Source organism: Pseudomonas sp. Eqa60 (assembly GCF_018326405.1).
GTDB classification, from domain to species: Bacteria; Pseudomonadota; Gammaproteobacteria; order Pseudomonadales; family Pseudomonadaceae; genus Aquipseudomonas; species Aquipseudomonas protegens.
In genome coordinates, this window is sequence record NZ_AP024342.1 from 3,907,628 (window position 1) to 3,929,834 (window position 22,207).

A 22,207-nucleotide genomic window follows, 5' to 3' on the forward strand; every position below is an offset into this window, starting at 1 on the left:
TCGCCAAGGCTCTGCGGCGGCTACCACCCCTGTTGGATCGGGATAGGCGATGGTGGAGATCGGCGCGATAAATCAGGCCGGCTCGCTGCGGTGGGGCAGCAGCTGTACGCCAAGATAAAGAGCCAGCATGCCGTCCAGGCGCAAGGGGTCGACGCCGCTGAGCTCGGCTATCCGTTCCATGCGGTAGCGCAGGCTGTTGCGGTGGATGCCCAGGGCATCGGCGCAGGCCTGGCTCTGGCCGTCGTGGTCGCACCAGCTGCGCAGGGTCGCCAGCAACTGGCCGTTGCTGTCCTTGGCCAGGACCTTGCGCAACGGCGTCAGCAGTTCGTCCAGGGCGTCATCGTTGCGGTGGCGCCAGAGCATCACCGGCAGGCGGTAGCGGTTGAGGGTGAGCAATCGCGCATCCGGCAGGATATCCCGGCCGTAGGCCAGCAGGTCGCCGACCCGGCGGTAGCAGCGGCGCAATCCGGCCAGGCCCTCGGCCTGCCCGCCCACCGCCACCCGCAGGATGTTCCAGCCCTGGCCGTCGAGCTTTTCCAGCAGCCGCGGGTTGTCCAGGCTCAGGCTCGCCGGGCGGCACCAGAGCAGGGAACTCTTCGACGAGCTGACGCACCAGCTGTCCGGATAGCGGCTCAGCAACCAACTGCTGAGGCTATCCACGCCCTGCCCCGAGGCCGGTTCCTGGGCCAGTTCGAACAAATAGGGCGTACGCGCCAGCTGTGGCTTGAGGCCCATCTGCTGGGCTTCATCCACCAGCCGCGGTGAGTCGCCGCCGTCGCTCAGCAGCAGGGCCAGCAGGTCGTCGCAGCGCTGGCGCCGCCATTGCTGCTCGGCCTGCTGGTGGCGCTGGCCCACCAGCATCTCGGCGGTCATGCGCACCAGTTCGGCATAGGTGCGCAACTGCGCCGGGTCGCCGGTAATGCCCAGCACCCCGATCAGCCGCTGGTCATGCAGCAACGGCAGGTTGATGCCCGGCTGCACGCCCTTGAGCTGGCGCGCGGTGGGTTCGTCGATCTCCACCACCCGGCCGTTGGCCAGCACCAGTTGCGCGCCTTCGTGCCGGGTGTTGATACGCTCCGGCTCGCCGCTGCCAAGGATCAGGCCCTGGCTGTCCATGACGTTGACGTTGTAGGGCAGGATCGCCATCGTGCGGTCGACGATATCCTGCGCCAGGTCATGATCCAGTTCGAACATGGGGGGATGATCCTTGACGGCTACAGCTGCGGGGACGGGCCGCGGGGTACGCGGCGTTGTTCAGTGGCACAGGGCCCGGGGCCAATCGCTGTGCGCCGGCACAAAGACAGGCCCGCGCCGGTGACCGAGACTCTCAGGGCGGTCAACGTTACCCTTGCACCGCGAAAAATCATAATAAAGAGAGACACACCATGTCACAGAGCGCCGCTGCCCCACTGGCCCAGGCTGACGACAAGAACGCCGTCTACAAGCGCATCACCCTGCGCCTGATCCCCTTCATCTTCGTCTGCTACCTGTTCAACTACCTCGACCGGGTCAACGTTGGCTTCGCCAAGTTGCAGATGCTCGATGCCCTGAAATTCAGCGAAACGGTCTACGGCCTGGGCGCCGGGATTTTCTTCATCGGCTACGTGCTGTGCGGCGTGCCGAGCAACCTGGCACTGAACCGGTTCGGCCCGCGGCGCTGGATCGCGCTGATGATGATCACCTGGGGCACCTTGTCCACCTGCCTGCTGTTCGTCACCACGCCGACCCAGTTCTACACCCTGCGCCTGTTCACCGGGGCCGCCGAAGCCGGCTTCTTCCCCGGCGTGGTGCTGTACCTCTCGCAGTGGTTCCCGACCTTCCGCCGTGGCCGGATCATGGCCCTGTTCATGTCGGCGATCCCGGTGTCCGGCCTGCTGGGCAGCCCGTTTTCCGGCTGGATCCTCAACCACTTCGCCGCCGGCCAGGGCGGCCTCGCCGGCTGGCAGTGGATGTTCCTGCTGCAGGGCATTCCTACCGTGATCCTCGGCGCACTGGCGTTCTTCCTGCTCAGCGACAGCTTCGCCCATGCCAAGTGGCTGACCCCGACTGAACGCGCAGTGCTGGAGGCCGACCAGGCCAGCGACCTCGCCAACCAGCCCAAGACCGCCAGCGACTCCCTGGCCGCGGTGTTCAAGAACCCGGCGATCTGGGCCTTCGGCCTGATCTACTTCTGCATCCAGAGCGGGGTCTACGCGATCAACTTCTGGCTGCCGTCGATCATCAAGAACCTGGGGTTTGCCGACAACCTGGTGATCGGCTGGCTGAGCGCCATTCCCTATCTGCTGGCGGCGGTGTTCATGCTGCTGGTGGGGCGTTCGGCGGACCTGCGCAAGGAGCGCCGCTGGCACCTTGTAGTGCCGATGTTGATGGGCGCCGTGGGGCTGCTGATCGCGGTTAACTTCGCCGCCAACCCGGCCATCGCCATTCTCGGCCTGACCCTCGCCACCATGGGTGCCCTCACCGGCCTGCCGATGTTCTGGCCGGTGCCCACTGCCCTGCTCAGCGCCGGTGCAGCTGCCGGTGGCCTGGCGCTGATCAACTCCATGGGCCAGATGGCCGGTTTCCTCAGCCCCTATATCGTCGGCTGGGTCAAGGACAGCACCGGTTCCACCGACGCCGCGCTGTACCTGCTGGCCGGGGTAATTGTCGGCGGCAGCCTGCTGGCGCTGCGCATGACCCGCACCCTAAACCGCTAAGCCCCGGCACTACACAGCCCCGGCCACGACAAAAGCCCGTTCGAGCCTCGGCTCCAACGGGCTTTTTCATGGCTGGGCTCAGGCCGGTGCCCCACCTTGTCGGGCGTAGTCGTGGCTGATGCTCAACGCTCCCATCGCCGGAGCATCCAACTCCAGCACCAGGCCGCCGGGCAAGCGGACGAAGATCTGCCAGATGCCGTCTTCCGGCACCTGCGCCACTTGATGTTCCAGGCCACTGGCCTGCACCCGGCGCAACACGGCTTCGGCTGCCTCCTGGGTACTGAAGGCGATGTGGCTCAGGTGCGGCTCAGGGCAATGGGCCTGTTCGATGACGTGCACCAGCGCCGCCTCGCCCTGGTACAACCAGCGCCCGGGAAAGGGAAACGGCGGCCGCCGGCCCGTTTGCAGGCCCAGCAGATCGGCGAAGGCCTGCTGCAACGCCTCGCCCTCGGCGCAGTTGAACGCCAGGTGATCGAAGCGCCAGTTCATAGCAGGCCTCCACCATCGACATCGATCAGGCTCCCGCTGATAAAGCCGTTCTCCATGGCCAGGATAAAGGCCGCCGCCACCTCATCCGGCTGGCCGACGCGGCCCACCGGCAGGTTGGCACCGGTGCGGGCGAACATGGCTTCGCGGGCGTCCTCGGGCATCCCGGCATAGGCTTCGGTGGCGGTGACCCCGGGGCTGATGACATTCACCCGGCGTGGCGCCAGCTCCTTGGCCAGGTGCTTGCCCAGGGCTTCGAGGGCGGCGTTGAGGGTGGTCTTGAGCACTTGCCCGGGGACCATTTTGCGCGACAGCAGGCCCGAGGTCAGGCTGATGCTGCCTTGCGGCGCGAGTGTCGGCAGCGCCGCCTGGACCGCGCGCCACACGCCCCAGAACTTCACCTCAAAAGCCCGCTGGGCATCCAGCAGATCGGTGTCGGCCAGGGGCTTGGCGGCAATGGTCGGACCGGCGCTGATCACCAGGTGATCGAAGGCCCCCACCCTGGCGAACAAGGCCTGGAGACTGGCGGTATCGGTAATGTCCACGGCGATGCTGCAGGCCGATTCCGGCAGCTGTGCCTGCTGGCGCTGCAAGGCCTCGGGGCTGCGCCCCGCCAGTACCACCCGAGCACCACGGGCCGCGGCCTGACGCGCCACCGCAGCGCCGATGCCGCTGCCGGCGCCAATCACCACCAAGGTTTGCTGGGCCAGGCTTGAGTTGGAAAGAGTCATTGCGATCACCTGCTGCGATTGAAAGTGATTGCATCTTCCCAGCTTGCCAATCGAGGAAAAATCCAGCTAAAACGCAAAGATCTTTAAAGGATTTTTATTAATGAGCTCGATACTGGACCTGGAAATCTTCGTACGCACCGCCGATGCCGGGAGCATTTCCGCCGCGGCCCGCTCCCTGGGCCTGACCGCCGCAGCCGCCAGCATCGCCCTCAAGCGCCTGGAAACCCGCCTCGGCAGCCGTCTGCTGGCGCGTTCCACCCGCAGCATGCGGCTCACCGAGGAAGGCCGCCGCTACCTGGAAAGCGTGCGCCTGGCCCTGGCCACCCTGGAGGACGGCGAGCTGGCGCTCAAGCAGCAGAGCCTGGGCCTGGCCGGGGTGCTGCAGTTGTCGGCGCCCTCGGACTTCGGGCGCAATGCCCTGCTGCCCTGGCTCGATGAATTCAAGGCCGAGCACCCGCAACTGCGCCTGCAACTGCGGCTCGATGATCGCCACGCCGACCTGTTCCGCGACGCTGTGGATGTGGCCCTGCGCTTTGGCGTGCCCGAGGATTCCAGCCTGGTGGCCTTGCCGATTCTCCCCGGGCACCGGCGCATCGCCTGCGCCAGCCCGGCCTACCTGGCCCGTTGCGGGGTGCCGCAAAACCCCGAGGCGCTGGCCGGGCACAGCGCCCTGCTGTACCTGCGCAACGGCCAGCCCTATGACCGCTGGCGTTTCAGCCGCGGCAGCGAAACCCGCGAAGTCCTGGTGCGTGGCGATTACCTGTGCGACGACGGTGAGGTGGCCCGGCGCTGGGCCCTGGCCGGCCACGGCATTGTCTACAAGGCCCGGCTGGATGTGGCCGAGGACATCCGCGCCGGGCGCCTGGTGCCGCTGCTCGGCGACTGGCAAGGGGAACCGGCCCCCTTCAACTTGCTGTGCCCCCATCGCCTGCAGGTTTCCCAGCGGGTGCGCCTGCTGCACAGCTTTGTGTTGCAGCGCTGCCGGGCGCTGTGCCCCTGACCCGCAGCGGCTCCGGGACGGCTGGCCGCTGCGCGGTTCGCCGGCAAGCCGGCTCCTACGGAACCTCCTTGTAGGAGCGGGCTTGCCAGCGATAGCGATCTCACGGGCACCTATGCCGGCAAGGGAGCGCCATTCAGGCATTGCAGAGGCCCGGGGTTGTGGTATTTGATGGTCGCCCCCATGGCCGGAAACGCACTGGCCAGCCCTCTAGCACAAGGATTCCACCCATGAGCTATCGCACCCTCGGCCATTCCGGTCTCAAGGTTTCCACCCTGACCCTGGGCACCATGATGTTCGGCGAGCAGACCAGTACCGAAGACTCGCTGCGTATCATCGACAAGGCCTGGGACCAGGGGATCAACTTCATCGACACCGCCGACGTCTATACCCAGGGCCGCTCCGAGGAGATCGTCGGCGAAGCCATTGCCAGCCACCGCCATGAGTGGGTGCTGGCGTCCAAGGTCGGCTTCGGTCCGGTGGACGGCGTGCCCAACCGCAGCGGCCTGAGCCGCAAGCACATCTTCAACGGCATCGAGGCCAGCCTGACCCGCCTGGGCACCGATTACCTGGACATCTACTACCTGCACCGCGAAGACCACAACACGCCTCTGGAAGTGAGCATCTCGGCCATCGGCGACCTGTTGCGCCAGGGCAAGATCCGCTACTGGGGCCTGTCCAATTATCGTGGCTGGCGGATTGCCGAGGCGATTCGAGTCGCCGACCAGTTGGGGGTGGACCGCCCAGTGATCAGCCAGCCGCTGTACAACATCGTCAACCGCCAGGCCGAGGGCGAGCAGATCACCGCCGCCCGCGCCTATGGCCTGGGCGTGGTGCCCTACAGCCCCCTGGCCCGTGGTGTGCTCAGCGGCAAGTATGCGCCGGACGTCGCCCCGGACGCCGCCAGCCGCGCCGGGCGCCAGGACAAGCGCATCCTGGAGACCGAATGGCGGGTCGAATCCCTGCGCATCGCCCAGCAGATCCAGGAATACGCCCAGGGGCGCGGGGCCGGGATCGTCGAGTTCGCCATTGCCTGGGTACTGAACAACCAGGCGGTGAGCTCGGCCATTGTCGGCCCGCGCACTGAAGCCCAGTGGGACGCCTACACCCGGGCCCTGGAGGTGAAGATCAGCCCTGAGGACGAAGCCTTCATCGACGCGCTGGTGACCCCGGGGCACGCCTCGACACCCGGCTTCAATGATGTCGGCCATTTTGTCTCCGGACGTTTTGCGCACCTGGGCTAAACACGGACCCTGGCCGCGCAAACCCAGCGGCCATCGCAGTCCGGCCTTTCCCTGGAAGGCCGGGCCGCGCCACAAACGAGAAATTTTCCCGCCGGGGTGTCGCAAACAGAGCAAAAATCCCGGGGCAAACCCTCTATATTCCCCCTCGCTCCACTCTCCCCTTCTTTTTGTGCATCCCGAGCGTTCGGGTTCTACGAGGACTGCGTGTCTAAAGGTATTGCGTTATCGGTTCTGGCGTCGGTGCTGTTTGCCGTCATGTATTTCTACACTTCGCTGCTGGCGCCCCTGACCGGGGTGGAGATCTTCGGCTGGCGGATGTTGCTGACCCTGCCCTGCATGACCCTGTTCATGCTGCTGGCCGGTGAATGGCATCGGGTCGACGAGGTGCTGCGACGGGTGCGCAGCAAGCCCGTGCTGGGCCCGGCGCTGCTGCTGTCGTCGGCGCTGGTCGGGGTGCAGCTCTGGCTGTTCATGTGGGCACCGCTCAACGGCCACAGCCTGGACGTATCCCAGGGCTATTTCCTGCTGCCGCTGACCATGGTCCTGACCGGACGCATCGTCTATGGCGAACGTCTGTCGCGGCTGCAGAAGCTGGCAGCGGTGCTGGCCTGCATCGGCGTGCTCAACGAGCTGTACCAGGTGGGCAGTTTTTCCTGGGCGACCCTGGTGGTGGCCCTGGGCTACCCGCTGTATTTCGTCTTGCGCAAGCGCCTGGGCACCGACCACCTGGGCGGCCTGTGGGTGGACATGGCCCTGCTGATGCCGGTGGCGCTGTGGGTGGTGCAGAGCGGCGAACAGGGCATTGCCGTGGTCGCGGCCCAACCCTGGCTGTACCTGCTGATTCCCGTGCTGGGGGTGATCAGTGCCTCGGCGCTGGTGTGCTACATCATTGCCAGCCGCTTGCTGGCCTTCAGCCTGTTCGGCCTGCTCAGCTATGTGGAACCGGTACTGCTGCTGTTGGTGGCGCTGCTGCTGGGGGAAAGCATCAAGGCCGGGGAATGGCTGACCTACGTGCCGATCTGGCTGGCGGTGCTGGTCCTGGTGCTCGAAGGCGTGCGCCATCTGCTGCGCCAGCGCCGGGGCTGAGCCCGGCTGCGGGGGTATCTCGCGTGCATCAAGGCCTGCGGTACAGGCTCAGGGCTTGATCTGCTTCAGTTCATTGAGCAGGGCCAGCAAGGCCTGCATCTTGTCTTCGCCGAACTGCTGCTGGATCTTTTGGTAATTGATTTCCATGTCGCCGCTCATGGATTCGAAACAGGCCTGGCCCTTGTCGGTCAGGGTGATGAACAGGCGGCGCTGGTCTTCCGGAGACTTGCGCCGGCTGACGTACTGGTCGCGCTCCAGGCGGGTCAGCACGCCGGTCATGCTCGGCGGCAGGATGCAGGCCATCTTCGCCAGCTGATGGCTCTCCAGCTCGCCGTTCTGGCGCAGGATGCGGATCACCCGCCATTGCTGTTCGGTCAGGTCGTGCTGGTTCAGCGAGGGACGGAAAAACGCCATGGCGGCCTCACGGGCCTGCAGCAGGGTCAAGGTCAGGGAAGGTCTGGGTGTGTTCATCGAGGCATCGGTCAGGGGCTGGGAATCGGGGGCGAAACATTAACACATTCACAATCGCCAACCGACAGGCAAAATAAAGCCCGACCAGAAACCTCCTGATCGGGCCTTGGACTCAAGCGTGCCGGGGCTTACTCGGTGGCGAGTACGCCACGACGCACCTGGTCGCGTTCGATCGATTCGAACAGTGCCTTGAAGTTGCCCTCGCCGAAGCCATCGTCGCCCTTACGCTGGATGAATTCGAAGAACACCGGGCCCATCAGGGTTTCCGAGAAGATCTGCAGCAGCAGGCGCTTGTCGCCGGCTTCCGAAGAACCGTCCAGCAGGATGCCCCGCGATTGCAGCTCGTTGACCGGCTCGCCGTGGTTCGGCAGGCGCCCTTCGAGCATTTCGTAGTAAGTGTCCGGTGGCGCGGTCATGAAGCGCATGCCGATCTTCTTCAGGGCGTCCCAGGTCTTGACCAGGTCGTCGGTGAGGAAGGCCACGTGCTGGATGCCCTCGCCATTGAACTGCATCAAGAACTCCTCGATCTGCCCGGCGCCCTTGGACGATTCCTCGTTCAGCGGGATGCGGATCATGCCATCCGGAGCGGTCATGGCCTTGGAAGTCAGGCCGGTGTACTCGCCCTTGATGTCGAAGTAGCGGATCTCGCGGAAGTTGAACAGCTTCTCGTAGAAGCCGGCCCAGTAGGCCATGCGCCCGCGGTACACGTTGTGGGTCAGGTGGTCGATGATCTTCAGGCCCGCGCCCTTGGGGTTGCGGTCCACGCCTTCGAGGAACACGAAGTCGATGTCGTAGATCGAGCTGCCCTCGCCGAAACGGTCGATCAGGTACAGCGGCGCGCCGCCAATGCCCTTGATCGCCGGCAGGTTCAGTTCCATCGGGCCGGTTTCAATGTGAATTGGCTGGGCGCCCAGTTCCAGGGCGCGGTTGTAGGCCTTTTGCGAATCCTTGACCCGGAACGCCATGCCGCACACCGACGGGCCGTGCTCGGCCGCGAAGTAGGAAGCGACGCTGTGGGGTTCGTTGTTGAGGATCAGGTTGATCGCACCCTGGCGATACAGATGCACGTCTTTGGAACGATGGGTCGCGACTTTGGTGAAACCCATGATCTCGAAGATCGGTTCGAGGGTGTTGGGGGTAGGCGATGCGAATTCGATGAATTCAAAGCCCATCAGGCCCATTGGGTTTTCGAAGATATCTGCCATGGTTGGCGCCTCATCATATTTTTAGAATTAACGGATCGTTAGTTGCTAGCAATGCTGAGGAGGGACGGTGGCGCACAGGAGATACCGCGCACGCTGCGGGCGAGGAAGTCACCATAGATCAGTTGAAACCCGAGAATCTTCATTTCGACCCTGTCTTGCAGGCTGGGGGGCGAGGCTTCTGCTGCCAGAAGACTTTATTATTGTATGCGTAACCGGATTCTACACAGCGTAAAAGCCTTTGTCCGCATTCTCTATAAAATCGCCTTTTTTGCCCCGCCCGCAAGGGGTTTGTTGCACTGGTAGATACCGCCGAGAATCAGCGCCCCGCCCACCCCCATCACCGGGCTCAACTGTTCTCCCAGCACGAGCGCGCCGAGGATCACCGCAGTCAGCGGATTGAGGGCGATGAATACACCGCAACGGGTGGCACCGATCCGCCGCAAGCCGTCGTAATACCAGATATAGGCCAGCGCCGAACCCAGCACGCCCAGGTACAACAGGCTCAAGCCCTGGGCCAGGTTCAGGCGAGCCACCGCCTGCAGGTCGAACTCGCCACGGATCAGGGTGGCGGCGCAGAGCATCAGGGTGCCCAGGAGGATCGAGCAGGTCACGGTTTGCAATGAGCCCAGGCTGTGGTTCAGCCCCCTGGAGAACAGCGAGTACACGCCCCAGCCCAGCACGCAGCCAAGAATCAGCAGGTCGCCTTGCCAGCTCCCGGCCTGCGCCGCCAGGGCCGAAGGGTCACGGCTGCAGATCACCAGGGCCGCGCCACAGAGGCACAGGGCAATGCCCAACAGCTTGCGCCGGCCCAGGCGCTCCTTGAACAGCGCCCAGGACGCCAGGGCAATCACTGCCGGGTTCAGGGCCACGATCAACGATGCCCGAGAAGCCTTGACCTGCTCCAGGCCGAGGAAGAAACACAGGTTGTAGAAGAAGATCCCGAAGAACCCCAATAGTGCCAGTTGGCCGAACTGCCTGAGGCTGGGCCGCACCAGGGGAATGCGCGCCACGGCCATGAAGCCGAGCAAGGCCAGGCTGGCCAGCAGGAACCGCAGGCTGGCGGCCAGCAAGGGCGAGAGCCCGCCGGCCAGGTAGCGCCCGGCAACGAAGGTGCCGCCCCAGATCATGGTGACTGTCGCCAGGCGGCCATACACCGCCAGGTCCCGGTATTCGCCCGCCAGGGGGCCGCTGATATTGCTTTCACTCATGGTCAAGACGCTCTGAGGCAATGGGTTTGTACTGCACGACCATTTTTTGTCTAATGCCTGATCATCGTAAAATGAGCTTTTACTCATGACCCTGACCCAGCTGGAGATCTTTTCCCTGGTGGCCGAACTCCAGGGCTTTACCAGCGCCGCCACGCGCCTGGGCATCACCCAGTCGGCGGTGTCTCATGCCATCAAGTCACTGGAGCAGGAGCTGCAGGTGGACCTGTTTCGCCGGCACCAGGCCCAGGTCGAACTCACCGACATCGGCACCCAGTTGCTGCTGCGCGCCCGGGCCATGCTCGGCCTGGCGGCGACCCTGACCCAGGAAGCCGCGGATGCCCGGGGCATGAAGCGCGGCACCTTGCGCATCGGCTCGTTCGGCCCCACCTCGTCGATCCGCCTCCTGCCCCGGATTCTTCACGACTACCGCCGCGAATATCCGGACATCGAAGTGCATATCGACGAAGGCCCCGATCGCCAGGTCCTGCAATGGCTGGAAGAACGACGGGTGGACCTGGGCTTCGTGGTGTTGCCCCAGGAGCGCTTCGACACCGTGCCTGTGGTCGAGGACCAGTTGCTGGCATTGATTCCAGCCAGCCACGCCCTGGCCAGTGAAGCGCAACTGCGCCTGGACCAACTGTGCCATGACCCCTTCGTGCTCACCGAAGCCGGCTCGGCGGAGCTGGTGTCACGCCTGTTCATCGGTGCCGGCCTGCGGCCCAATATCCGCTACCGCAGCACCCAACTGCTGAGCACCCTGGAAACCGTGGCCCGCGGCGATGCCTTGAGCATCGTTGCCGAGTTGTCCCTGCCCCAGTCCGCGGACCCGCGCTACACCAGCCGCCCCCTGGAGCCTGCCGTGCGCCGCCAAGTGGGGATCGCGGTGCTCGACCGACGCCAGGCGTCGCCGGCGGCCCTGGCCTTCATCCAGCACGCGCAGCGCCTTTATCGCCGGTAAAAGCCGGCTATCCTGCGATGATCAAGACAGCCGCAGGGGCCATGCCCCCCGGTGCCATCCTCCCCCTCGCCCGCCCACAGGTCCGATCCATGCCCCTGACCGCCAAAGGTCCATTGAAGCGCTCTACCCGTACCTTCTGGACATTGCTGGCCATGCTTCTTCCCATCGGGCTCGGCGCCCTCATCCTCTACGCCCAGGCCGAACGAACACTGATGCACAGTAGCCTGGAAACCGCCGAAGAGGCCATCCGCCAGTTCGACCTGATGCTCGATAACACCGACATCGCCGCCAGGGCGCTGCTGCCCCAGGTGGGCCGCGATTGTGATGAAGTCCGGCAACTGGCCCTGCGCGAACAGGTCACCCGCCGGCCGTTCGTGCGCTCGACCAACCTGGTGTGGCGCAACAACAACTATTGCAGCTCCCTGCTCGGCAGTTTCGCAGTCCCGCTCAACCCCCTGGACTACGTGGACGGCCGCCTCTGGCTGATGAGCGGCAACCCTGTCACCCCCGACACGGCCCTGCTGGTCTATCGCTGGAGCGAGGGCGATCGCGCCGCCCTGGCCACCATCGACGGCTATCACCTGACCAATGCCCTGCGCCTGATCAGCCGCTTCGCCGACCTGCAATTGCAGGTCGGCGGGCATTGGCTGTCCAGCGACGGCCGTGTCCACGAGGGCAGCCCGCCACTGGCGGCCGTGGCCAGCCAGCAACTGAGCTCATCGCGCTATCCCTACAGCGTCAGCTCGGGGTTTCCCGAGGGCGACGTGTGGAGCTACATGAAGAGCCAGTACCCGGCGCTGTTCAGCCTGCTGGTGTTTTTCGGCGCGGCGGCGGGCGTACTTGCCCACTGGCTGCAAAAGCGCTCCGCCTCCCCCACCCACGAGCTGCAACGGGCACTGGGGGCCCAGGAGTTCATTCCGTACTTTCAGCCGGTGGTGCGCGGGGACACCCTGGCGTGGGCCGGCATCGAAGTCCTGATGCGCTGGCAGCATCCGAAAGAGGGGCTGGTGCGCCCGGACCTGTTCATCCCCTTCGCCGAGCATTCGGGGCTGATCGTGCCCATGACCCGCTCGCTGATGCAGCAGACCCAACAAGCCCTGGCGCCCCATGCCGCGCACTTTACCGACGGTTTCCATATAGGTATCAACATCACCGCCAGCCATTGCCATGACCTGCAGTTGCTGGAGGACTGCCGGGAGTTCCTCGCCGGCTTCCCCCCAGGCAAGGTGATCCTGGTGCTGGAGTTGACCGAACGCGAACTGATCGAGCCCACGGCCACCACCCACCAGCTGTTTGCCGCCCTGCACGAACTGGGTGTGATGATCGCCATCGACGACTTCGGTACCGGGCATTCCAGCCTGGGTTATCTGCGCCAGTTCAATGTGGATTATTTGAAGATCGATCAGAGTTTCGTCGCCATGATCGGTGCCGACGCACTGTCCCTGCATATACTCGACAGCATTATCGAACTCTCGGCCAAACTCGATCTGGGCATTGTCGCCGAAGGTATTGAAACTGCAGAACAGCGGGATTATCTAGCAGCTAAAGGGGTGGATTTCCTGCAAGGTTATTTATTCGGACGGCCCATGCCCAGTGCCGAATTTGTTGCAGCCCTGGCGCGCCATTAAATAGCCATGCTCGAACAAAAAGTGCTGGATCTAACAACTCGGGGCTTGCACCAATTTGAATCAATTGGTCAATTTCGCATTTGACAAGAACAACCTGATTTACTCTTGATGCATTAACTACTACAATTTTTCCCGCCTGTACAAGATTCACAGGTAGGCCACTTAATCGAGCCTTAATCGGCTCATGGCTTATAGCTTTGTTTGTGGTTTGTATCAGCCAAATAGACTAGTGGAGTGAAGATATTGTCCAGACTTGCTGAGTTTCGTGCTGCAGAAAAAGCACTTCAAGAACAGCTCGCGCAGCTTGAATCCCTGAAAAACGACGCCGGACTCAAGAAGGAAATCGAGTTCGAAGAAAAGCTCCAGGCCCTGATGAAGTCCTACGACAAGAGCCTGCGTGACATCATCGCCATCCTTGATCCCAACCAGGGCAAGGCCGGCCTGCCACAGGCCAACGCCCCCAAGCAGCGCCGTGCCCGCGTGGTCAAGGTCTACCAGAACCCGCACACCGGCGAACTGATCGAAACCAAAGGCGGCAATCACCGCGGCCTGAAGGCCTGGAAAGAACAGTACGGTGCCGCCACTGTGGATTCCTGGCTGCGCGCTTGAACAAAGCCGCACCCCGAAAAAGGCCCTGCATATGTAGGGCCTTTTACATTGAATAAGAAAATTCTTATTACGACTTGCATCTAAGGGAAGAGCCGAGCGAGATCCCACCCCTCTCCCTAGCTGATACATCGTGCAATAACGTCTGATTCCCAAGCAACTTCAGGCTTAATGCCTTTTCGCTAACGAACGGGTAACCCGCAGAAAGCGAACCGATTGGTTCAGATTTTTCCTTAAAGTTTAAGGCCGTTTCGTACAGCGAGTATTTCATCCTGGCTCTCGGCAAAAGCCGCAGCCTGGCCAGCGTATGAAAGTACATAAGCCTTATCCCCATTCAGTGCCGCCACCAATGTTTGCGAGAGCACATGCCGGCCATTCTGGGTAATGGTGCAAGTAGTCTCCAGCGCCTCGAGACGACTCAACTGCGCGGCATGAATCTTGTTACAGACACTCTGATAACCGCCCTGGGCAAAGTCCTTTTGCACCGACTTGCGCATCTCCAGCAATACCCCCTGCAGATTGACTACATGCCCACTGTCCACCTGAGTCATGGTCAACTCCATGACCATGAGTGGATTGCCAGCGGTATCGCTCTTGACCGCTCTCTGCCGGGACACCTTGGCGGCCTCTTCGCCTTCTGGGGCCGGCAGCGGTTCCACCGTCCAGCCCTGGGGCCAGGTCACTTGCGGCTCGGCCTCTGCAACACCGGCCAGCGCCAGTAGCAACAGAGCTGCGGCGCGGAACTTAAAAGACTCGATCATGCGTTTGCACACTGAGGTAAAGGGGCCTGGAAGTCTGAGCCCGGCGCCAGGAATGGGCAATAGATCAGGAGCTTTGGGTTTGGCGCCAGCCGACCCACTTGCGTATCATTGCCCGATCCCAAGGATGTCCGAACCATTGCCAGCCAAGGCTGCTTGCCCCGGCAAGCAGTCTTGGCCGCACTTTCTTCTGGAGGGCCCATGAGCCTCAACGAACTCAATACCTTTCCCGGCGTGACCGCCCAACCGGATGCGGCCACTGCCCGTTTCGTGTTCAACCACACCATGTTGCGCGTCAAGGACATCACTCGCTCCCTGGACTTCTACACCCGGGTCCTGGGCTTTTCCCTGGTGGAAAAACGCGACTTCCCTGAAGCCGAGTTCAGCCTGTACTTCCTGGCCCTGGTGGACAAGGCACAGATCCCGGCAGACGCTGGCGCGCGAACCGAGTGGATGAAGTCGATTCCCGGCATTCTCGAACTGACCCACAACCACGGCACCGAGAACGATCCAGCCTTCGCCTACCACAACGGCAACAGCGACCCGCGCGGCTTCGGCCACATCTGTATCTCGGTGCCGGACATCGTCGCCGCCTGCGAGCGCTTCGAAGCCCTGGGCTGCGATTTCCAGAAGCGCCTGAACGATGGCCGGATGAAAAGCCTGGCCTTCATCAAGGACCCGGACGGCTACTGGGTCGAGATCATCCAGCCAGCACCGCTATAAACCTATGCAGGTGCGAAGCCGGCCTGTGTAGAAGCTGGATTGTCAGCACTCCCGCTCTCAAGGGCGGCGCAAGACCCAGCGGCCACTTCAGCGACAAGCCGGTGCCTGCCGGCACAGCAATAAAAAACCCCATGAGCCAGGCTCATGGGGTTTTGTTTTTCTAAGCGACCGATCAAGCCGGTGCTGAGGTACGGATCAAGTGATCGAATGCACTGAGGGAAGCCTTGGCGCCCTCGCCCACGGCTATCACGATCTGCTTGTAGGGCACCGTGGTGACGTCACCTGCAGCAAATACCCCAGGCAGCGAAGTCTCGCCGCGGGCATCGACGATGATCTCGCCACGAGGCGACAGCTCGACGGTGCCCTTGAGCCAATCTGTGTTGGGCAACAGGCCGATCTGCACAAAGATGCCTTCCAGGTCCACCGTGTGGAACTCGCCCGAATCACGGTCCTTGTAGGCCAGGCCGGTGACCTTCTGGCCGTCACCCTTCACTTCGCTGGTCAAGGCGCTGGTGATGACTTTGACGTTGGGCAGGCTGAAGAGCTTGCGCTGCAACACCGCATCCGCCCGCAGCTTGCTGTCGAACTCCAGCAGGGTCACGTGGCTGACGATACCCGCCAGGTCGATGGCCGCTTCGACACCGGAGTTGCCGCCGCCAATCACCGCCACACGCTTGCCCTTGAACAGCGGGCCGTCGCAGTGCGGGCAGAAGCACACGCCCTTGGCCTTGTATTCCTGCTCACCCGGCACGCCCATCTCGCGCCAGCGGGCACCGGTAGCCAGGATCACCGACTTGGCCTTGAGGCTGGCGCCGCTTTCGAACTGGATCTCGTGCAAGCCGCCGACTTCCTTGGCCGGCACCAGGGCACTGGCCCGCTGCAGGTTCATGATGTCCACGTCGTACTGCTTGACGTGCTCTTCCAGGGCGGCGGCCAGCTTCGGCCCTTCAGTTGCCTGCACCGAGATGAAGTTCTCGATCGCCATGGTGTCCAGCACCTGGCCACCGAAACGCTCGGCAGCCACACCGGTACGGATGCCTTTGCGAGCGGCGTAGATGGCTGCCGAAGCACCCGCTGGACCACCGCCGACCACCAGCACGTCGAAGGCTTCCTTGGCGTTGAGTTTCTGCGCCTGCTTCTCCACCGCACCGGTGTCGAGCTTGGCGAGGATTTCCTCCAGCCCCATGCGCCCCTGGCCGAAGTTCACGCCATTGAGGTAGACACTGGGCACCGCCATGACCTTGCGTTCATCGACTTCGGCCTGGAACAGCGCGCCATCGATGGCCACGTGACGTATGTTGGGGTTGAGCACCGCCATCAGGTTCAGCGCCTGGACCACGTCCGGGCAGTTCTGGCAGGACAGCGAGAAGTAGGTTTCGAAATTGAACTCGCCCTTGAGCGAGCGGATCTGCTCGATCACCTCGGCACTGGCCTTGGATGGATGACCACCCACTTGCAGCAAGGCCAACACCAGGGAGGTGAATTCGTGGCCCATGGGAATACCGGCGAAACGCAGGCTGATATCACTTCCCGGGCGATTCAACGAGAACGAAGGCTTGCGCGCGTCGCTGCCGTTATCGAGCAAGGTAATCTGGTTGGAAAGACTGACAATGTCTTTGAGTAACGCGAGCATTTCCTGGGATTTCGCACCGTCGTCGAGGGAGGCTACGATCTCGATCGGCTGGGTGACCCGTTCCAGGTAAGACTTCAACTGAGCTTTAAGATTGGCGTCCAACATACGGGCGATCTCCTGTTTTGATTCGGTAGAAAAAACAACGCCCGAGCGAATCTCGCCCGGGCGTTGTTTAAGGGCGGTGCAGCTGACTTAAGTGCGGATCACCGCCCTTGGGTAATGCATGGACTTAGATCTTGCCGACCAGGTCCAGGGACGGAGCCAGGGTGGCCTCGCCTTCTTTCCACTTGGCTGGGCAGACTTCGCCTGGGTGAGCAGCGACGTACTGAGCGGCCTTGATCTTGCGCAGCAGCTCGGAAGCGTCACGGCCTACACCGCCGTCGTTGATTTCAACGATCTTGATCTGCCCTTCCGGGTTGATCACGAAGGTGCCGCGGTCAGCCAGACCGGCTTCTTCGATCAGCACATCGAAGTTGCGGGAGATGGCCAGGGTCGGGTCGCCGATCATGGTGTACTGGATCTTGCCGATGGCTGGCGAAGTGTTGTGCCAGGCAGCGTGAGCGAAGTGGGTGTCGGTGGAAACGCTGTAGATCTCGACGCCCAGCTTCTGGAATTCGGCGTAGTTGTCGGCCAGGTCTTCCAGCTCGGTTGGGCACACGAAGGTGAAGTCAGCCGGGTAGAAGAACACGACAGACCATTTGCCTTTCAGATCGGCGTCCGACACTTCGACGAATGCGCCGTTTTTGAATGCGGTAGCTTTGAAGGGTTTAACTTGGCTGTTGATGATAGGCATCGTTGACTCTCCATCAGTGGTTGAGAACATTGGGTGAAAACTTGATGGGGAGAATCCTAACCAATGAATCGCCCCTTGGCTCATTGGCAAACCTGATGCTGCCGATTGGTTTTGACTATCAGCCAACAGTATTAATAGAAGAAACCTTAATCTACTGCTGTACCGGCTTCTCGCCGATGCGCGCCATGCCCATGAACGGGTTGGCCTCGACGTAGCGCATGGCGGACTGCATGTCCTTCCAGCCGACATAGCTCATCAGTGATTTCAGATCCCAACCGCTGCGGTGCGCCCAGGTGGCGAAGCCCCGGCGCAGGGAATGGCTGGTGTAGTGTTCGCCAGCGATACCGGCACGCTCCAGGGCTTGGCGCAGCAACGCGATCACGCTATTGGCATGCAACCCCTGCTCGCTCAGGCGCCCCCAGCGGTTGATGCCGCGAAACACCGGCCCGCGCACCAGCGCCGCGCTGTTGATCCACTCGATATAGGCCTGCACCGGGCACAGGCGCAGCAAGGCCGGGGTGTGAAAGGTCCGCCCAAGGTTGTCACGGTCACTCTTGCTGCGGGGCAGGTAGAGGCTGATGCCCGACCCGGCCACCGCTTGCACATGCTCGATCTGCAAGCGGCACAGCTCATCACTGCGAAAGCCGCGCCAGAAGCCCAGCAAGATCAGCGCCCGATCACGCCGGGCACGTAACAGATCCCCCTGGCGCTGTTCAGCTGCGGCACTCGCGACCTCCTCATCTAGCCAGGCGACGACCTGTTCCAGGTGCTGCAGCTCCAAGGGTTGCGCCTGTTTTTCCTGTACCGGGTGCAGCGCACGGATGCCCTTGAACACCTGGCGCACCACCGGTGCCTTGGTCGGGTCGGCAAAGCCCTGGCTGCTGTGCCACTGGGCCAGGGCCGACAGGCGCAACCGCAGGGTATTGACCGACAGCTCACCGGCATAGGCGGCCAGGTAGCGGGCCACGCTTTCGGCCGTAGCCGGAAGGAAACCGCCCCACTGCACTTCGAAATGCTCGATGGCCGCCCGATAGCTGCGACGGGTGTTGTCGCGGGTGGCGGCTTGCAGATAACGATCCAGCTCGCTCATGGCAGCTCAACTCAGGCAAATGTACGGCGATGGCTGGCGAAAACCGCCCTCAGCGCCTATCACACGGGGTAACACCATAATATCCCATGTCAGTTTCAGGCTTTTGATAATTTCACATCTTCTGTACAATTCCATGTAATTACATACCACGTAACACAGTATTAAATCGTCGGAGGATGCATGGCTCGCGGAGGCATAAACAAGGCGGTGGTGAAGAAAGCGCGTCAGGCGATTCTTGCCCGCGGCGAACACCCCAGCATCGACGCAGTACGCATCGAAATGGGTAATACCGGCTCGAAAACCACCATCCACCGCTATCTCAAGGAGCTGGATGACGGCGCCAGCCGGCGTGACAGCGGCCCTGCGCCCCTGGACCAAGAACTGGGCGAGCTGGTCGGGCGCCTGGCGCAACGCCTGCAGGAGCAGGCCCAGGAACCCCTGGAGCAAGCCCTCGCCCACTTCGAAGAACAGAAGCAGGTGCTGGCACACCAGTTGAACGAAGCCCACCAGCTTCAGGAGCAGTTGCAACAGCAGTTGCAGATTCAAGCCAGCGCCCTGGCCGGGGAAAGCGCCGCCCTGCAAGACACTCGCTCCATGCTGCAGAGCGAACAGACCCGCAACGCCGAACTCAACCAGGCACTCAAGGGCCTTGAGCTGCGGCTGGAGGACAAGGAGCAGCAGATCCACTCCCTGGAGGAAAAGCACCTGCATGCCAGGGACGCTCTAGAGCACTACCGCGCGGCCAGCAAGGAACAGCGCGAACAGGAGCAGCGCCGCCACGAAGGGCAGCTGCAACAGATCCAGATGGAGCTGCGCCAGGCCCAACAGAGCGCGCTGGTACGCCAGGACGAGATCACCCAACTGCATCGCGATAACGAGCGCCTGCTCAGCGAACAGCGCGCCATCCACAAAGAGCTCAAGCAAGCCCAGGATGCCGCCAGCAAGAACTCGGCGCTACAGGCCCGCCTGAGCGAACAGGTCGCCCGCCAGGACAGCGAAAGCACCCTGCTCCAGGAACGCCTGCGCGTTGCCCAGGAAGAAGTTCAGGCACTCAAGGAACAAACCAGGAAACAGGCTCGATCGAGCAAGGAGATGGAGTTGCGCGCCACCAAGGCCGAGGCCGGCCTGGAGGCGTTGCGCCTGGCTGCTGCCACCAAGGCCCAGCCAGACGCACCTGCGAAGGCTTGATCAGCCCGCGACAGGCGTACGCATGGTGACGAACTCTTCGGCGGCCGTCGGGTGCACGCCGATGGTTTCGTCGAAGTCGCGCTTGGTCGCCCCCGCCTTCAGGGCAATTGCCAGGCCCTGAACGATTTCACCGGCATCCGGGCCGACCATGTGGCACCCCAGGACCTTGTCGCTGTCGGCGTCCACCACCAGCTTCATCAGGGTGCGTTCCTGGCAGTCGGTCAGGGTCAGTTTCATCGGCCGGAAGCGGCTCTCGAAAATCTGCACCTTATGCCCCGCTTCTCGCGCCTGCTCTTCGGTGAGGCCGACGGTACCGATGTTCGGCAGGCTGAACACCGCCGTAGGAATCATCTGGTAATCCACGGGACGGTACTGCTCGGGCTTGAACAGGCGCCGAGCCACGGCCATGCCCTCGGCCAGGGCCACCGGCGTCAGTTGCACGCGGCCGATGACATCGCCAATCGCCAGGATCGACGGCTCACTGCTCTGATACTGCTCGTCCACTTCGATGAAACCGCGCTTGTCGAGCTTCACGCCGGTATTCTCCAGCCCCAGGTTGTCCAGCATCGGCCGGCGCCCGGTGGCATAGAACACACAATCGGCGGCCAGCTTGCGACCATCCTTGAGGGTGACCTCAAGACTGCCGTCGGCCTGCTTGTCGATGCGCTCGATGTCGGCATTGAACTGCAGGCCCAAACCACGCTTGGTCAGTTCCTCCTGCAAGTGCTTGCGCACTGCGCCGTCGAAACCGCGCAGGAACAGCTCACCGCGATACAACAGCTGGGTATCGGCGCCCAGGCCATGGAAGATCCCGGCAAACTCCACCGCGATGTAGCCACCGCCCACCACCAGCACGCGCTTGGGCAGCTCCTTGAGGAAGAAGGCCTCGTTGGAACTGATGGCATGCTCACGCCCCGGGATATCCGGGATCTGTGGCCAGCCGCCGGTGGCAATGAGGATGTGCTTGGCGCTGTAGCGCCGGCCGTTGACCTCTACCTGGTGCGGATCGATCAGCTTGGCGTGGCCTTCATGCAGGGTCACGCCGCTGTTGACCAGCAGATTGCGGTAGATGCCGTTGAGGCGATTGATTTCGCGATCCTTGTTGGCGATCAGGGTCGCCCAATCGAAATTCGCCTCACCCAGGGACCAGCCGAAACCCGAGGCCTGCTCGAAGTCTTCGGCGAAGTGCGCGCCGTACACCAGCAGCTTTTTCGGCACGCAGCCGACGTTGACACAGGTACCGCCCAGATAGCGGCTTTCAGCGACCGCGACCTTCGCGCCAAAACCCGCCGCGAATCGCGCGCAGCGCACACCGCCGGAACCGGCACCAATTACATAAAGATCAAAATCGTAGGCCATTTCACTCTCCCAGGCAGGCTGACAAGCATAACCGCAGATGGCGATCGGGTCAGCGCAGAGGTCTACATAAGGGCGACAAATGAAAAAGCCACCCGAAGGTGGCTTTTCCGAAAAACCCGTGCAGCGGCTATCAGTAAGCCTTGCCGGTCTTGTAGAAGTTCTCGAAGCAGAAGTTGGTTGCGTCGATGTAGCCTTCGGCACCACCGCAGTCGAAACGCTTGCCCTTGAACTTGTAGGCCATCACGCAGCCGTTCTGCGCCTGCTTCATCAGGGCGTCGGTGATCTGGATCTCGCCACCCTTGCCCGGCTCGGTCTGCTCGATCAGGTCAAAGATGTCCGGAGTCAGGATGTAACGACCGATGATCGCCAGGTTCGACGGTGCGTCTTCCGGCTTTGGCTTCTCGACCATGCTGTGAACGCGGTAGATGTCGTCACGGATCATCTCGCCAGCAATCACGCCGTACTTGTTGGTTTCCTGCGGATCGACTTCCTGGATGGCCACGATCGAGCAGCGGAACTGCTTGTACAGCTTGACCATCTGGGTCAGTACGCCGTCGCCTTCGAGGTTGACGCACAGGTCGTCCGCCAGCACCACGGCGAAGGGTTCGTCACCGATCAGCGGGCGGCCAGTCAGAATGGCGTGGCCCAGGCCTTTCATTTCGGTCTGGCGAGTGTAGGAGAACGAGCACTCGTCCAGCAGCTTGCGGATACCGACCAGGTATTTCTCCTTGTCGGTGCCCTTGATCTGGTTTTCCAGCTCGTAACTGATGTCGAAGTGGTCTTCGAGGGCGCGCTTGCCGCGGCCGGTCACGATGGAGATTTCATTCAATCCGGCATCCAGCGCTTCTTCAACGCCGTACTGGATCAGTGGCTTGTTCACCACCGGCAGCATTTCTTTAGGCATGGCTTTAGTCGCTGGCAGGAAGCGAGTACCGTAACCGGCTGCTGGGAACAAGCATTTCTTGATCATATGAGTCCTTAAAAAGGCTGTGTGTACGAGTTTCGGCGCAGTCTAATGAGGGCGCGAGCGCCTTACAATGCCCCGCGCTGGCTAACCGCTGCCATCATAGAGAAATAAAGTGCCAGATAGTTCCGCAGCATCCTCCAGATAGCCTGCCAGGTAAACCTCCATCACCGCGCAGCGCTTGTAAACCGGCACCTGCACAGGGTTGCCGGAATGCCCCAGGCATCGGCCAGGCACACCCTCGACTCAACGGCCAAGGCGGGCCATCCGGACTCCATGATGGCACCGTTTTCGCCCTGGCGATGTTCACCCGCAGGCACCACAACCCCCTCACCCAGAGGGGCTGCGGCACTTTTGCAGGCCCGCGGAGGACTAAGGTGACG

Annotated in this window: 21 protein-coding genes; 9 read left to right on the forward strand and 12 right to left on the reverse strand. The window is 62.5% G+C overall.

What is annotated here, in order from left to right; genetic code table 11:
- Positions 1-72 precede the first annotated feature (72 nt).
- Positions 73-1,194, reverse strand: a complete 1,122-nt coding sequence (locus KI242_RS17665) for a sugar diacid recognition domain-containing protein (protein WP_011061661.1) — start codon at positions 1,192-1,194, stop codon at positions 73-75.
- A gap of 191 nt (positions 1,195-1,385) precedes the next feature.
- On the opposite strand from KI242_RS17665, the gene KI242_RS17670 reads away from it, so the two are divergent.
- On the forward strand, positions 1,386-2,696 hold the full coding sequence (locus tag KI242_RS17670) for an MFS transporter (protein ID WP_123430665.1): 1,311 nt from the start codon (positions 1,386-1,388) through the stop codon (positions 2,694-2,696).
- Positions 2,697-2,774: 78 nt separating this feature from the next.
- On the opposite strand, the gene KI242_RS17675 is transcribed toward KI242_RS17670, so the two are convergent.
- Both KI242_RS17675 and KI242_RS17680 read right to left on the reverse strand, forming a co-directional pair.
- Positions 2,775-3,185: a hypothetical protein gene (locus KI242_RS17675; protein ID WP_123473485.1), complete on the reverse strand. Its 411-nt coding sequence runs from the start codon at positions 3,183-3,185 to the stop codon at positions 2,775-2,777.
- The gene (locus KI242_RS17680) at positions 3,182-3,913 is read right to left on the reverse strand and encodes an SDR family oxidoreductase (protein ID WP_212805395.1); all 732 of its coding nucleotides are present in this window, start codon (positions 3,911-3,913) and stop codon (positions 3,182-3,184) included. The genes KI242_RS17675 and KI242_RS17680 overlap by 4 nt, the downstream gene beginning before the upstream one ends.
- A gap of 100 nt (positions 3,914-4,013) precedes the next feature.
- Between KI242_RS17680 and KI242_RS17685 the strand changes: the two genes are divergently transcribed.
- The 3 genes from KI242_RS17685 (at position 4,014) to rarD (ending at position 7,240) form a co-directional block, all read left to right on the forward strand.
- Positions 4,014-4,913, forward strand: a complete 900-nt coding sequence (locus KI242_RS17685) for a LysR family transcriptional regulator (protein ID WP_011061665.1) — start codon at positions 4,014-4,016, stop codon at positions 4,911-4,913.
- 227 nt (positions 4,914-5,140) lie between these two features.
- Positions 5,141-6,154: an aldo/keto reductase gene (locus KI242_RS17690; RefSeq protein WP_053158935.1), complete on the forward strand. Its 1,014-nt coding sequence runs from the start codon at positions 5,141-5,143 to the stop codon at positions 6,152-6,154.
- Between the two features lie 204 nt (positions 6,155-6,358).
- A complete protein-coding gene (gene rarD, locus KI242_RS17695; protein ID WP_015635880.1) occupies positions 6,359-7,240 on the forward strand; it encodes an EamA family transporter RarD in 882 nt (293 codons plus the stop codon).
- 48 nt (positions 7,241-7,288) lie between these two features.
- Here the strand turns inward: rarD and hpaR are convergent, their stop codons facing one another.
- The 3 genes from hpaR to KI242_RS17710 form a co-directional block, all read right to left on the reverse strand.
- Positions 7,289-7,711: a homoprotocatechuate degradation operon regulator HpaR gene (gene hpaR, locus KI242_RS17700; protein WP_011061668.1), complete on the reverse strand. Its 423-nt coding sequence runs from the start codon at positions 7,709-7,711 to the stop codon at positions 7,289-7,291.
- A 128-nt stretch (positions 7,712-7,839) separates the two neighbouring features.
- Positions 7,840-8,916 carry a 4-hydroxyphenylpyruvate dioxygenase gene (gene hppD / locus KI242_RS17705; protein ID WP_011061669.1) on the reverse strand — a complete coding sequence of 359 codons (1,077 nt, stop codon included), beginning with the start codon at positions 8,914-8,916 and terminating at the stop codon, positions 7,840-7,842.
- A 251-nt stretch (positions 8,917-9,167) separates the two neighbouring features.
- The gene (locus KI242_RS17710; RefSeq protein ID WP_077934244.1) at positions 9,168-10,124 is read right to left on the reverse strand and encodes an EamA family transporter; all 957 of its coding nucleotides are present in this window, start codon (positions 10,122-10,124) and stop codon (positions 9,168-9,170) included.
- 85 nt (positions 10,125-10,209) lie between these two features.
- On the opposite strand from KI242_RS17710, the gene KI242_RS17715 reads away from it, so the two are divergent.
- The 3 genes from KI242_RS17715 to KI242_RS17725 all read left to right on the forward strand — a co-directional run bounded on the left by KI242_RS17715 (position 10,210) and on the right by KI242_RS17725 (position 13,319).
- On the forward strand, positions 10,210-11,082 hold the full coding sequence (locus tag KI242_RS17715; RefSeq protein ID WP_053151989.1) for a LysR family transcriptional regulator: 873 nt from the start codon (positions 10,210-10,212) through the stop codon (positions 11,080-11,082).
- A gap of 89 nt (positions 11,083-11,171) precedes the next feature.
- Positions 11,172-12,710 (forward strand): EAL domain-containing protein, encoded by a 1,539-nt coding sequence (locus KI242_RS17720; RefSeq protein WP_212805396.1) that lies wholly within the window; start codon positions 11,172-11,174, stop codon positions 12,708-12,710.
- A gap of 243 nt (positions 12,711-12,953) precedes the next feature.
- Positions 12,954-13,319: a histone-like nucleoid-structuring protein, MvaT/MvaU family gene (locus KI242_RS17725; RefSeq protein WP_015635884.1), complete on the forward strand. Its 366-nt coding sequence runs from the start codon at positions 12,954-12,956 to the stop codon at positions 13,317-13,319.
- Between the two features lie 230 nt (positions 13,320-13,549).
- On the opposite strand, the gene KI242_RS17730 is transcribed toward KI242_RS17725, so the two are convergent.
- Positions 13,550-14,077 (reverse strand): DUF4946 domain-containing protein, encoded by a 528-nt coding sequence (locus tag KI242_RS17730; RefSeq protein WP_011061674.1) that lies wholly within the window; start codon positions 14,075-14,077, stop codon positions 13,550-13,552.
- 198 nt (positions 14,078-14,275) lie between these two features.
- Between KI242_RS17730 and gloA the strand changes: the two genes are divergently transcribed.
- Positions 14,276-14,797 carry a lactoylglutathione lyase gene (gene gloA, locus KI242_RS17735; protein WP_011061675.1) on the forward strand — a complete coding sequence of 174 codons (522 nt, stop codon included), beginning with the start codon at positions 14,276-14,278 and terminating at the stop codon, positions 14,795-14,797.
- A 172-nt stretch (positions 14,798-14,969) separates the two neighbouring features.
- On the opposite strand, the gene ahpF is transcribed toward gloA, so the two are convergent.
- The 3 genes from ahpF to KI242_RS17750 all read right to left on the reverse strand — a co-directional run bounded on the left by ahpF (position 14,970) and on the right by KI242_RS17750 (position 18,313).
- On the reverse strand, positions 14,970-16,535 hold the full coding sequence (gene ahpF, locus KI242_RS17740) for an alkyl hydroperoxide reductase subunit F (protein WP_011061676.1): 1,566 nt from the start codon (positions 16,533-16,535) through the stop codon (positions 14,970-14,972).
- A 124-nt stretch (positions 16,536-16,659) separates the two neighbouring features.
- Positions 16,660-17,223, reverse strand: a complete 564-nt coding sequence (gene ahpC, locus KI242_RS17745; RefSeq protein ID WP_011061677.1) for an alkyl hydroperoxide reductase subunit C — start codon at positions 17,221-17,223, stop codon at positions 16,660-16,662.
- Between the two features lie 151 nt (positions 17,224-17,374).
- Positions 17,375-18,313 carry a site-specific integrase gene (locus KI242_RS17750; protein WP_212805397.1) on the reverse strand — a complete coding sequence of 313 codons (939 nt, stop codon included), beginning with the start codon at positions 18,311-18,313 and terminating at the stop codon, positions 17,375-17,377.
- A 180-nt stretch (positions 18,314-18,493) separates the two neighbouring features.
- Here KI242_RS17750 and KI242_RS17755 point away from each other — a divergent pair, with 180 nt between their 5' ends.
- A complete protein-coding gene (locus tag KI242_RS17755; protein WP_212805398.1) occupies positions 18,494-19,501 on the forward strand; it encodes a DNA-binding protein in 1,008 nt (335 codons plus the stop codon).
- Here KI242_RS17755 and gorA read toward each other — a convergent pair whose 3' ends face one another.
- Together gorA and galU are read right to left on the reverse strand one after the other, a co-directional pair.
- Positions 19,502-20,860 carry a glutathione-disulfide reductase gene (gorA, locus tag KI242_RS17760; protein WP_077934248.1) on the reverse strand — a complete coding sequence of 453 codons (1,359 nt, stop codon included), beginning with the start codon at positions 20,858-20,860 and terminating at the stop codon, positions 19,502-19,504.
- Between the two features lie 130 nt (positions 20,861-20,990).
- On the reverse strand, positions 20,991-21,830 hold the full coding sequence (gene galU / locus KI242_RS17765) for a UTP--glucose-1-phosphate uridylyltransferase GalU (RefSeq protein WP_011061681.1): 840 nt from the start codon (positions 21,828-21,830) through the stop codon (positions 20,991-20,993).
- Positions 21,831-22,207 lie beyond the last annotated feature (377 nt).